Source organism: Methanosarcinales archaeon (genome assembly GCA_014859725.1).
Taxonomy (GTDB): domain Archaea; phylum Halobacteriota; class Methanosarcinia; order Methanosarcinales; family Methanocomedenaceae; genus Kmv04.
Genome location: JACUTQ010000056.1, coordinates 1 through 12,837 on the forward strand (window position 1 = coordinate 1; position 12,837 = coordinate 12,837).

At 41.1% G+C, this 12,837-nt stretch carries 12 protein-coding genes; 8 read left to right on the forward strand and 4 right to left on the reverse strand.

The genetic code is table 11. The annotated features are described in order from the left end of the window. The coding region (locus IBX40_06330; protein ID MBE0523930.1) for an IS1634 family transposase at positions 1 to 332 on the reverse strand (332 nt) is incomplete at its 3' end. Between the two features lie 316 nt (positions 333 to 648). On the opposite strand from IBX40_06330, the gene IBX40_06335 reads away from it, so the two are divergent. From IBX40_06335 to IBX40_06345, 3 genes are all read left to right on the forward strand, one after another. Then, positions 649 to 1,986, forward strand: a complete 1,338-nt coding sequence (locus tag IBX40_06335; GenBank protein MBE0523931.1) for an adenylosuccinate lyase — start codon at positions 649 to 651, stop codon at positions 1,984 to 1,986. A 250-nt stretch (positions 1,987 to 2,236) separates the two neighbouring features. Continuing rightward, the gene (locus IBX40_06340) at positions 2,237 to 2,434 is read left to right on the forward strand and encodes a hypothetical protein (GenBank protein ID MBE0523932.1); all 198 of its coding nucleotides are present in this window, start codon (positions 2,237 to 2,239) and stop codon (positions 2,432 to 2,434) included. A gap of 661 nt (positions 2,435 to 3,095) precedes the next feature. Next, entirely contained in the window at positions 3,096 to 3,446 is a 351-nt protein-coding gene (locus IBX40_06345; GenBank protein ID MBE0523933.1) for a YbhB/YbcL family Raf kinase inhibitor-like protein, read from the forward strand. Here IBX40_06345 and IBX40_06350 read toward each other — a convergent pair. After that, positions 3,435 to 5,408: a cation:proton antiporter gene (locus IBX40_06350; GenBank protein MBE0523934.1), complete on the reverse strand. Its 1,974-nt coding sequence runs from the start codon at positions 5,406 to 5,408 to the stop codon at positions 3,435 to 3,437. The genes IBX40_06345 and IBX40_06350 overlap by 12 nt on opposite strands. Before the next feature lie 294 nt (positions 5,409 to 5,702). On the opposite strand from IBX40_06350, the gene cbiM reads away from it, so the two are divergent. Both cbiM and cbiQ read left to right on the forward strand, forming a co-directional pair. After that, a complete protein-coding gene (gene cbiM / locus IBX40_06355) occupies positions 5,703 to 7,547 on the forward strand; it encodes a cobalt transporter CbiM (protein ID MBE0523935.1) in 1,845 nt (614 codons plus the stop codon). 1 nt (position 7,548) lies between these two features. Further along, positions 7,549 to 8,355: a cobalt ECF transporter T component CbiQ gene (gene cbiQ, locus IBX40_06360; protein MBE0523936.1), complete on the forward strand. Its 807-nt coding sequence runs from the start codon at positions 7,549 to 7,551 to the stop codon at positions 8,353 to 8,355. A gap of 379 nt (positions 8,356 to 8,734) precedes the next feature. Here cbiQ and IBX40_06365 read toward each other — a convergent pair whose 3' ends face one another. Further along, positions 8,735 to 8,911, reverse strand: a complete 177-nt coding sequence (locus tag IBX40_06365; protein MBE0523937.1) for a hypothetical protein — start codon at positions 8,909 to 8,911, stop codon at positions 8,735 to 8,737. Positions 8,912 to 8,993: 82 nt separating this feature from the next. Next, positions 8,994 to 9,974: a hypothetical protein gene (locus IBX40_06370; protein ID MBE0523938.1), complete on the reverse strand. Its 981-nt coding sequence runs from the start codon at positions 9,972 to 9,974 to the stop codon at positions 8,994 to 8,996. A 178-nt stretch (positions 9,975 to 10,152) separates the two neighbouring features. Here IBX40_06370 and IBX40_06375 point away from each other — a divergent pair, with 178 nt between their 5' ends. From IBX40_06375 to IBX40_06385, 3 genes are all read left to right on the forward strand, one after another. Then, positions 10,153 to 11,112, forward strand: coding sequence for a citrate/2-methylcitrate synthase (locus IBX40_06375; protein ID MBE0523939.1), 960 nt, complete (start codon positions 10,153 to 10,155; stop codon positions 11,110 to 11,112). Continuing rightward, a complete protein-coding gene (locus tag IBX40_06380; GenBank protein ID MBE0523940.1) occupies positions 11,073 to 11,309 on the forward strand; it encodes a hypothetical protein in 237 nt (78 codons plus the stop codon). The genes IBX40_06375 and IBX40_06380 overlap by 40 nt, the downstream gene beginning before the upstream one ends. Positions 11,310 to 11,496: 187 nt before the next feature. Then, the gene (locus IBX40_06385; protein ID MBE0523941.1) at positions 11,497 to 12,702 is read left to right on the forward strand and encodes an ISAzo13 family transposase; all 1,206 of its coding nucleotides are present in this window, start codon (positions 11,497 to 11,499) and stop codon (positions 12,700 to 12,702) included. The last annotated feature ends 135 nt before the right edge of the window (positions 12,703 to 12,837 follow it).

Below are 12,837 nucleotides of genomic sequence, written 5' to 3' on the forward strand. Positions count from 1 at the left end.
GAAATTATTTCTTCCCTGTTCTTTCCTATGGTTTCGAGTGTTCTGAAGAGTGTCCGTTCTTCGAAGGTCTTAAGGTTAAAGGTTTCAAGGACTTCACCTCGATTTATCCATCCACTGGCCTTACTTATGCTGAGATTTTCTGTCAGCTTGTAACTTAGAAGAGCTTGGATGAGAGAGTTTAGGTCTCTTCCTTTCTTTTTGTATTTCTCAAAAACACCTGAAAAGGTTAATTTTTCATATTTGTTTTTTACAGCAAGAATGGTTCCAATAGGAAAGCATATATTCTCATTTGGGATTATTTCATCTGTCCTTAGTTTCGTTTGGTATGTCATTAATAACAAACATGCTAAGGACAATATTATTATTTATCTGTCAAAGTCAGGTCATAACGAGAGGGGCGTATCTCATCGTTGCTTATGAGATTGGGAAACGAACAAAAAAAACATGTGAAAAATTATACTAAAACTGAGACTCCTGCAATGTTGGAAGGATTAGCTGATCATCAATGGAATTGGGAGCAATTTTTTTATTTTCCATTAAGTATCCTAAATTGTGACACACCCCAATATTTCATATATTCTTATTCAATTAATAAACATCATTTATGTAAGTTAACCGCATTATTCGCATACAAGGTGATCTTGAAAAATGGCAATCCATCCAATCGAATATCGTTACGGTACTCCTGAGATGAAGTATGTCTGGAGTGAAGAATCAAAACTTAATAAACTTCTCCAGGTTGAAGCTGCACTGGCAAAAGCAGAAGCAGATGTTGGCATGATACCGATAAAAGCGGCTAAGAAAATAGCTGAAAGCATAAATAGCGTCAAACTTGGAAGGGTCAATGAGATAGAAGACGAGATCAACCATGATATGATGGCAGTGGTACTGGCTCTGTCCGAACAGTGCGGGGATGCTGAGAAATGGGTACATTTCGGTGCCACCTCAAATGATATCCTGGATACACAGGTGGCTCTGCAGATCAGGGACAGCATCAAATTGTTGCGCCAAAAAGCCATTTCTGTCAGGGACGCTTTGGTTAATAAAGCTGAGGAGCATAAAAACACCGTATGCGTGGGCAGGACCCACGGCCAGATCGGTGTACCTACAACTTACGGTCTGCGTTTTGCAGTGTGGGCCAGCGAAATGGACCGGCATCTAATCCGGCTGGACGAACTTGAACCGCGTGCAGCGGTAGGTCAAATGACCGGTGCCGTGGGTACACAGGCTGCTTTCGGGCAGGATGGAATTGAGATCCAGCGCAGGGTAATGGAATATCTGGACCTGGGAAGCGTAGAGGTCTCCACCCAGATCATACAGCGGGATCGGCATGCTGAATTTGTTATGTGGATGGCCAATACTGCCACCACTCTTGATAAGATATGTGTGGAATTGCGCAGTCTCCAGCGCAGCGAGATCGCTGAAGTGGAAGAGAGTTTCGGTAAAAAACAGGTGGGTTCGTCCACAATGCCCCACAAGCGCAATCCCATTAAGAGCGAGCAGGTATGCGGACTGGCCCGAATTATCAGGGGAATGGTAGAACCTGAACTGCTCAATAATACCTTGTGGGATGAGCGGGATTTGACCAATAGTTCAAGTGAGAGGATCATCTTCCCTGAGACCTGTGTACTGACTGATCATATCCTGAAGCTTACAGAAGGTATTGTCACGAATCTGAGGTTCTATCCCGAGAACATCAAGCGCAACCTGAATCTGTTGAATGGTCTTAATATGGGCGAAGCTGTGATGATCGAACTGGCCAAACGGGGTGTGGGCAGGCAGGAGGCCCACGAGATCGTGAGGGTGTGTGCCATGGAGGCCCACGAAACAGGTAGGCATATGAAGGATGTGTTGATGTCAAAGGTTGAGGTGACCCAATATATCAGTCCGGAGGAAATTGAAGAGATCATGGACCCGGAAAAATATATAGGGACAGCAGTGGAGCAGGTTGAAGCTGTGGTAGAGAGAATAAGAAATAAATTATAAATTATTATAAATCTTTTTTTCCATCCTCTGCTTCCATAGTTTGGATTATTCTAATGAAATAATCTATAAATAATGTAAAAAAATGCTTTTTTTTTGATTTTGAATGATAATGAACTATTATTTAGCATTATAAAAGGTTATGAACTTTTATAGAGTTTTTAATATTTTAAAAACAGTAACTATGTTTATTTAATTGAACATTTTATTAGTCCATACAAGTCTTTCAAAATATGATTGGAGGTGAAAAAGTATGAAAATAAGAACAATTTTGGGTATACTGCTGGTCCTTGCGTTAGTGTTGGGTTCTACAGGAATTGCTGTTGCTGATTGTCCAAATCCAGACTGTCCAAATCCGGACTGTCCAAATCCAGACTGTCCAAATCCAGACTGTATACCAAATGAATATGAACATAAGTATTTAGACCGAGGACCTCATCGTAGTAGGTAAGATTAAAAGCGTGGTATAACCACGCACTTTTTTTTACCAATAAATTGTTTAGTAAGACCAGATTCATCTGGCTGAGAAATCCAGCAGATTATCTGAGAGTGAGAAGGTCAGACATTCTATAAAAATAACAGTTATCTATTAATTACTCTGCTTGCTAAGTTTTCATTCCTATTTCCCGCATCTTAGATAAGAGTCCTGCTTCTGGATATATATTTTCAATTCCTCGACCAAATCACAATAATGAACCAAAACACTTAATATTTAGGTTTATTTTTTAAATATGAAGTATTATGAAGCTTATTAAACATTTTTGCACTATTTAATGCATTAAAAATTAAATAAACATGAAGAGTGCTTATATAATTTAAATCTGTTAGTAGTAAATACCAAAAAAGTAGACGATCAAGAAATAGCGGGTAGGGGAGTGGGGTAAATAAATATTCTCCTCCCGCAATTTTTTAAATCATGAAGAAACTGAGCATGTGGTAAACCTATTGATATATTTTATTATTTGATTTTTAGGAAATGGGAGGATTTCTATCATGAGGGTTTTTTATTATTGCTGATACTCATGTTTTTTTCGGGTTGTGTATCTCAGGAAAACATCCTGATTGAAAAAGAAACTCCAATTGATGATGAAACCATTGAGGAGGAAATCATAATGGAAACGTTATCCATTTATTCAGATGTATTCGAGGATGGAGCCACTTTATCATCTACATATACCTGTGATGGGGATGACATATCTCCTGCCATTTCATGGGAAGGAGTCCCTGCTGGCACTGCATCCATGGCTCTTATAATGGACGATCCGGATGCACCAGGCAGAACATTCGTCCACTGGGTGATCTATAATATACCAGCCCGAAGTGGCGGACTTCCATCAGGAGTGGCTAAGAATAATACTCTGGATGACGGCTCGCTTCAGGGAAAGAATGACTTTGCCAAGATTGGTTACAGCGGCCCGGGGGGGAGATCATGGGCAAGTACGGGCGGTAATTTATTTCTCTGAGGAGAAAAGCGGGATTATTTCAAAGAGCCTTTCTCTGTGTCCCATGAGGAAAACAACATCGTCTTCATTGAGTTTTTCTTCTCCCTGGGGATTATTGATAATTTCATTTCCTCTCTTAATGGCAAGAGCAGTAAATCCGCATTTTTTTCTGAGTTCAAGTTCAGCCAGTGTCTTACCTGCTACTGCTGATCCGGATTTGACACTCAATGTCTCAATCTCAATATCGGTTAAGTGATTTTTAAGGTCATCAATGGACCTGGGTTTATGATAAATGTCCCTGAACATCTCATAACCGTCCATGCGTACAATTTCCACGTTCTTCTGGATCTCATCCATGGGGATAAGATACTTTGAAAGTACCCGGGAAAATATTTCAATGGACGTTTCGAACTCCTCGGGAATGACCTCATCAGCACCCAGCTTATACAGTTCTTTCAATTCACTGATATAGCGTATACGTGCTATTATATAGATGGCAGGATTGAGTTTTCGTGCCGTTTCAACCATCATCCTGGTATGTGCGGCATCAGATATTGCCACTACCATCACCCTGGCTTTGTTTATATTTGTCTGTTTGAGGACTTCTTCCTTTGAAGCATCACCATAAATTATCGGTGTACCTTTGCTTTTTTCAGAAATTACCGTCTCCGGGTTCATCTCAACCACTATATAAGGAATTTTTATTGTAGATAGGACCCTTGAAAGATTTCGTCCGTTCATGCCATAACCTGCAATGACCACATGGTTTTCAAGTGCAACATCCGGGTGAGTTTCCTCAATTCTATTGCTAAAAAATGGTAGGTTCATTCGGGAAATCCTCTCTTCAATGGATGGCCCGGACTGGATCATAAAGGGTGTGTTCATCATAGTCAGGATAGCAGAAGCCAGGAACAACTGATAGATTCCATTATCAAGCAGTCCTGTCTGCAAACCGATTAATGAGAGCACAAATGAGAACTCACCGATCTGGGCAAGAGCAAGTCCTACCAAAATAGCAGTATGCATGGGATATCCCAACAGAGCTGAAGTAGAGAAGCTCAATATGAATTTAATAACAATAATAGAGAAGACCACCAGAAGAATAATTGGAACATTATCCAGTACAAATCTCATATCCAGGAGCATACCTATGGAAATAAAGAACAGACTGTTGAAGATATCTCTCAGGGGCAGGATTTCACTCAATGCCTGATGGGAGAATTCCGATTCTGAGATAATCAATCCAACGAGAAACGCACCGATGGCAAGAGAAAGCCCTGCCAACGATGTCAGCATAGCCGTGCCCAGACAGATCACTACTATTCCCAGGAGAAACAGTTCCCTGTTCCGGGTCTTAACAAGCTGGTATAATACGGCAGGTACCAGGAACCTTCCAGCCACCAGCACCAGACCGATCACAAATATGGCTGTCATAAAAGAGAGCACCATTCCCTTGAATGACGTCCCTGCAGTCCCGGCAAGGACCGGGACCAGTAAGATCATTAAGATTATACTCAGATCCTGAAAGATCAAAATGCTTATTGAGACCTTGCCATAAGGACTTTCCACTTCACCTCTTTCTGACAGGATCTTAAGCACTATGGCTGTACTGCTCAGGGCTACCATAAATCCAAGAAAGATTGCCAGACCCAGAGGTTGTCCTGCTGCCATTGCAATAACAGTAACGACTGCCGTTGTAAGTGAAACCTGCAAACCTCCCCCCATAATTACCAATCGTCTGGATTTAATGAGTTCTTTCAAAGAAAATTCAATCCCGATGGTGAATAAGAGCAAAATAACACCAATCTCGGCAAACAGTTCGATCAAAACCTGATCATTTACCAGCCCCAAAACAGAAGGACCGATCAGCACACCGGTAATAAGATATCCCACAATAGGAACTATGCGCAATTTATGAAATAAGAAGACAATTACTACTGATAGCCCAAAGATGATGGCAAAATCATTTAATACGTTAATAATCTCTGTCACATTATACTCTTTTCATGGCCGGAATTAAATAGACCATTGATATAATCATAGGGATCCACATCATTAGCCCTGGATCTGCAGCCGCCGTGGCAGTCCTCGATAAGAGCACACCGGGCGCAATCTAACTGGTACAGTCTTATTTATGTATTACCCTTATGACCAAAATCTTATTATATCGTCAAATCACACTAACAATCATTATGTGTTACAATATATATAATTGATAACATAAATGGCGATACTATTTATATTTGTTTAATATGAACCTCACAGGAGTAACAATACTTGCACATACCAGACGGACTTATTCCATTCCCGCAGTACATTATATATTGGTTACTTGTGCTGCCGCCTGTGTATCTTTCCCTTAAATGGGCCAGGCAGGAACTGGACGAGATGAAAACGCCACTGCTGGCAGTGCTGGCAGCCGGGATATTTGCCATCCAGGCCATTAATCTGCCTATTGGAATGGGTACCAGCGGGCATATGGTAGGGGCTGTGCTGGCTGCTATCATCCTGGGTTCCCCCTATGCTGGGCTACTATTGATCACACTTGTCCTGGTAGTACAGGCGTTCGTGTTCTATGACGGCGGAATTACCACACTGGGAGCCAACATATTTAATATGGGACTGGTAAGCAGCTGGTCCGGATATTATACATACCGCTGGCTGGAAGGCAGGCTGGGTACTGTAAAGGCCTCATTTGCCGGGGCCTGGGTGGGTCTGTTTCTTTCTGCGATTGTAGCAACGTTTCAAATATTTCTTGCAGGGGCATTTCCATTGGTTGAAGCACTCGTGGTTATGGGTACATTCCATGCAGTCATCGGTTTGGTAGGGGAGGGATTCATAACAGCCATTGTTGTAAAATCAATTATGGTATCCCGACCAGATATAATGAAGTTGGAACAACGAAAACCATTATCAAAAAACATGCAGTTGATAGGTATAGCCATTGTATTTATTTTAGCTATTGCAGCTCCATATATAGCATCCACAAATCCGGACGGACTGGAGCAAGCCATGATACACATCATGGGAGAGGAACAGGCAGCTAACCTGGAAACTTCCATCCAGTACAGTGCACCCATGGCTGATTATTCCATACCTGGCCTGGGGCGGGCCGGAGAGGTAGGAGCGGTAGCTATAGGAACATTGATTTTATTAGGAGTAGGTCTTCTGCTTGCAAAGTTAATTAGGACAAAACAGGATGTCCGTATCATGGATCTTGAGGAAAATGTGACTGGAAAAGGGACTGAAAATGAGAACGGCTGGGTGTCACAAGATAGGGATTGGGGTACACCCTATATTATAGAAACAAGGAACCTGGTGCATGGTTACCACAGCAGTTCAACCAAAGCCTTGAACGGTATCGATTTTTGCGTAAGATCTGGGGAGAGAATAGTGCTGCTTGGTGCCAACGGGGCTGGGAAATCCACATTGTTCAAACATTTGAACGGGATATTGAAACCCGCTTCCGGAGAGGTGCTTATTAAGGGGAAGTCCATCGATAAAACCAACATCAAGGAAGTGCGCAGGACAGTTGGTGTAGTATTCCAGGACCCTGATGACCAGATCTTCTCACCCACAGTAGCCCAGGATGTAGCTTTCGGACCCATGAACCTTGGACTACCAGAAAAAGAAATTAAACGCAGAGTAAAGAGAGCACTTGAGATGGTACGGCTTACAGGTTATGAGGACAGAGCTCCACACCATCTAAGCGGTGGAGAGAAGAAGCGCGTGGCCATTGCAGGTATCCTGGCTATGAAACCAGAGGTCCTTATATTGGATGAACCTACCACTGGCCTTGATCCGGGAGCGGCAGCCAGGCTTATGCGGCTTATAATGAAAATGAACAGTAATCTCGGTATTACAATAATTATTGCCACCCATGAAGTTGATCTTGTTCCCGATTTTGCCCAAAGGATATGTGTATTATCTGCTGGCAAGATCATAGGAGAAGGAACACCTGCAGAGATATTCAGCCGTCCGGATCTTATAGCGAAAACACATTTGAGACTTCCATTGGTAGCCCAGTTAATGGAGCAGCTAAGGGCGGCTGACCTTGATGTGGAAGTGGAACTTACCATTGACGGGGCAAAAAGTGAAATATTAAAAGCAGCAGGCCGGTAGCATGCACATCACCCTTACAGATATCGAACGTGAGGCTTACAAATCAAGCTTGCTCCATAACATGGATGGGCGCATCAAGATTATCATGACACTGGTAGTGATTATTTATGCGGTCAGTCTCCCCAGGCTTGATATTAATACCATTGAACGGCTGGGTATTGTGTGGTTGTATCTTGTAACTCTCTTGATCGTTGCCAGGTTGAATCCGGTCTATGCCGCAGCCAGGATAGCTATTGCACTGCCTTTCGGTCTGGGGATATCTGTACTGCAGCCTTTTATCAGGCAGCCATTCATCAAGGACTTTACTGTTATCTATTTACTGCCCCTTGACATTACTATAACAGAAGAAGGACTGTTATTTGGAAGCATTCTTTTTTCCAAATTCATGGTATGCGTCACGGCAGTGGTGCTGTTATCATCCACTACCCAGATGCAGGATATGGTATCAAGCGCACGGCGGCTGGGGCTTCCGGCAGAGATTACCTTGCTGTTTAGCATGATGGTGAGATACCTGTTTGTATTCTGGGGAATGCTGAAGCGCATCAGGACGGCCCAGAAGACCAGGTGTTTTGATATCTGGAACAAAAACGTTCCACGCAGATGGATACTTGAACAGATCGGGCATTCTATCAGTGCGCTATTCATAAGGTCATACGAGCAGGGTGAGCGCACGTACCAATCAATGCTGTGCCGGGCTTATTCGGCAGATTCACAGATATGTGTGGGTAAGCAGACTTTGGGATTTGGCGATTATATGGTGTTTTCGATTACGTTTGTTATGATTATTGGAGTGCAGATTTTTATTTAGCAAATATTTAAACCATGTAATATTATAGTTAATTCAATTCCTATCTCCTTTGAATAATCGATAGTTGCCTTTGCTCTGTGCGAACTGAAATTATCGAGGATAACAACAATCTTTTTAATCGGATTTTTCAATCTGATTTCATCCAAAGGAAATGCAGTCAAAGGATTTTATGAAAATGAAAAGCTGAAACTATAGTTTTATATCTATATGCTGAATAAACTTCGACATAAAATTAAAAAAATATGTGAACTAATAAAGATTGATATCCTAAAATTTGATATAAAAGAAGTTATAACAGAGGGAAAAAGACGAATTTAGGTGAGAAACTGACGAAGATGAATTAAAATGTAAAACCGGTTTTGCAGGATATATTTAACAACTATAGAGGATTGATATCTGAACCATCATTACCTAATAGAAATTCACTGAACTTTGGCTGGAATGTTGGGCATTTTTCTGCAGGTTTATTTGCCATTACGATTACTCCGAAGCAATCGCCTTTCAGTTTATCGATTGGTTCATAAAATCTGCAATAACTGCACGTAATTATTCTCATTGATCTGCCCCTAATTTATTATTACATTTAATCTATATATCTTCTTCCTAAAGGTCTGCTAAAATTACCATGAAAATGGTAATTATTCAGATAGAATATCCTCGATATATGAACGAAGTATTTCTGCCACACTCCAGGACTGGGAGATGCACCCTCCGGGTTCATGGGGATAATTCCCATCAAATATTTCAGAAATCGAGCCAATCCCTGCATCTGATAAATGTTCGTTCAGGGGCCGGAACATTTCTTTTGCAAAGATACGGCTTTCTGATGAATGGTGATTTACCCTACAAATGGCAGTCACAAATGGTCCAATCAGCCATGGCCACACTGTACCCTGATGATATGCACTATCTCGGGAATACGCATCTCCTGCATAATACTCCTGGTATTCCGGATGTTCTTTAGAAAGGGTACGTAGACCAAATGGGGTCAACTGTTCCCTTTGTACTACTTCAACAATGCTTTTTTCTTTATCTGGGGACAGCACAGAAAAGGGCAGCGAAACGGCAATGATCTGGTTAGGACGCACTGCCCCATCATGATCTCCATTTACATCTATTACATCATACAGGCATCCGATTTCTTTATTCCAGAATTTGGCATACCCAGTCATGGTGCGCCTTGCCAACTCCTCAAAGCGCTTAGTAACAAGAGTCAGTCCTGGGAGCGAGATCAGAGCATCTCTGCCCCAATCAGAAAACCAATGGTAACCTGCAATCACTGAGGCTGAATTTGTTGAGTTTCGATGCACAAGGAACGAATCAGATGCCCGTACCAATTTTAATGCAAATTCATCAATTATTTCAGAGTTGGTCAGCAACTCCTGTATTCGGTCAAGTTCATATTTACGAAAATATTCAATATTATGAGCATCTTGAAATTCTATGGATGCCACTAGATTGAACTTACTTTTTCCAGTTCTCACATCAATTGAAAAATAACCGGGATTATAATTATCTTCCAGATAAGGCTGGCCACGAAACCGGGTGCAATATCGCCATTGAGCCCCATTCAATGGAAATATGACATGGTAGCTCATGCGGAGTGCAAGGATTGTCATATTCTGCTTTACATCTGCGAATATATCGTTATTTATGCTAAGCAGATCGGGTCGGGCACCAGGGCAGAGTGAAGGGGAGAGGGGGCGGCATGAGAAACGAATAAGGGATAGTGCCAATGCTAATGATAAATAAGAATTAAGTAGTATTCTAACATATTGATTTAGAGGGGAGTTAGATATGGATGATACAACTAAGGAAAATCTAGAATTCTCCAGAGGACTTCAGGATATTGTTGCCAGTGTTACCCAGATCGGATATATTGATGGTCAGGCAGGAAAACTGGAGTACCGGGGATATGACATCAATGAACTGGCAGAACACTCGACCTATGAAGAGACTGTATTTCTGCTATTGTATGGAAAACTCCCAGATCAAGCAGAATTGTCATCCTTCAATGAAAAGCTCATTTCCTACAGACATGTAATAGAGGAAGTAATAAACAAATTAACCCAGCTTCCGTGTACCTGCCATCCCATGTCCATGCTCAGAACTGGAATATCGCATATGGAATGTATTGATGAGTTTTGCCTCACCCCTGCAGATATTCAAAGCAAGCAAGAGGCAGGGATTAAACTCATAGCCCAGATGCCTGTGCTTACAGCTGCCATATCACGAATACTGAATAATAAAGAACCGATTTACCCTGACCCCGGCCTTTCCCATGCTGCTAATTTCCTGTATATGCTTAAAGGTGAAAGAGCAGATCCCCTGGAAGAGAAGGTTATGGATGTATCACTCATAATTCAAGCAGATCATGGAATGAACGCATCTACCTTTGCGAGCCTGGTTGTAGCTGCTACTTTGAGCGATATACATTCGGCAATTACAGCAGGAATCGCTGCACTGAAAGGACCCTTGCATGGAGGGGCAAATGAAGAAGTCTTGAAGATGCTGCTGAATTTCCATTCTGTAGAAGAGGCAGAATATTATGTGGAAGACCTGGTAGCAAGGAATCTAAGGATAGTGGGTTTTGGCCACAGGGTGTATAAGACATATGATCCAAGAGCTATAATTCTCGAACAATATGCAAAGGATATCAGCCGGATCACAAACAATCAAGGACTATACGAGATCGCCCATACTATCGAAAAAAAGGTGTGGAAGGACTGGGTCATAAAGGTGTTTTCCCAAATGTAGATTTTTATTCTGGTCTAATATATTACAGTATGGGGATTGATACAATAATGTTCACCCCTATCTTTGCCGTCAGCCGAATTGCCGGCTGGGTGGCTAGGGTTATAGAATACCTGGAAGATAACAGGATATTCAGGCCGCTTGCTGTGTATGTAGGGCCAAGGGACCTGAAGTATGTGCCTGTTGAAGAGCGTGCTTAACAGCTTATTCTTGTTATGTCATCTGTCCAGATTAACCGAAATATCTATTATTTTCTTCACCTTTTCCCACGATTCTGTGATTAAAAAACTCTCTTCCATATTTTCCACCAATATAAATGAATTTTTTCTGTCATTACCGAAAAATAAATTAGTAAAATATATCATGTAAGCCGTACTATATGATGACATGGATACTAACAAACGGTATAAATGGTGGTTAAAAGCGCTCTCAGGAGCAGATGAAGTCCAAGCAAGACGTTTTGCCGGTGCAATAGCACTTGAAATTGGTTGGGGTGGAATTACAAAAGTGAGAGAACTAACAGGAATGTCCCATTCAACCATCAGTAAAGGGATAAAAGAAATCAAAACCTCAGAGAAACTTGAACTTCCAAAAAGACTTCGAGCACATGGCGGAGGAAGAAAAAAGGTAGAAGAAAAAGATCCTAGAATCATTATTGATCTTGAAAATATTATGGATGAAAATACTTCAGGTGATCCAATGAGTCTCCTAAAGTGGACAAATAAATCCACTTATAAGATTGCAGATGAACTGAGAAAGCTAGAACATAAAATCGATCCAGATACAGTAGGACGTATTTTGAAAGAAAACGATTACTCACTTCAGGCAAATAAGAAAAATATCGAAGGTTCTTCAGTACCAGAAAGAGACGCTCAGTTTAGATATATAAATGAACAAGCCAAAGAATTCACAAGTCAAGATTATCCAGTGATATCAGTTGATGCAAAAAAGAAAGAAAACGTAGGGGAATTCAAAAACCCTAGAAGAACTTGGACAAAAAAAGGCCAGGCCAAAGACGTCAATGTGTATGATTTTCCTTCACTTGGAAAAGGAAAGGCTACACCATATGGGATTTATGATATAAATAAAAATGAAGGAATGGTAAATGTTGGAATGAGTTATGATACCTCCGAATTTGCCGTTGAAAGCATCAGGCAATGGTGGATTCTGTTTGGAAGAATAAATTATCAAAATGCAAAAAAGTTGATGATTTGTGCAGATGGTGGGGGGAGTAATGGAAGTCGCAATAAAGGCTGGAAATTTCACCTGCAAGAATTGGTGAACCAAATTAAAATACCGATAACAGTTTGCCATTATCCTCCTGGGACAAGTAAATGGGACAAGATAGAACATTGCATGTTTTCATTTATTACCATTAATTGGAAAGGGAAACCACTCGTTAGCTATGAAACAATCATTAAACTTATCAGTGGTACAAAAACAAAAAAAGGTCTTACTGTGGCATCGCAATTGGATGAAAAGGATTATAATAAAGGTGTCAAAATCTCAGATGAAGATATGGCAAAATTGCGGATAGAATGCCATTCCTTACATCCTAAATGGAATTATTCTATTTTACCAAACGGAGATTAATTTATATAAGTTATTTTTCGGTGAACCCTAAGCATAGCGATCTTCCCTATTGTTATTCTTTCTTGAGTGATTTTCGCTTCAAACCCATCTTCGTCAGTTTCTCACTTAAATTCTTCTTTTTCCCTCTATAAATAA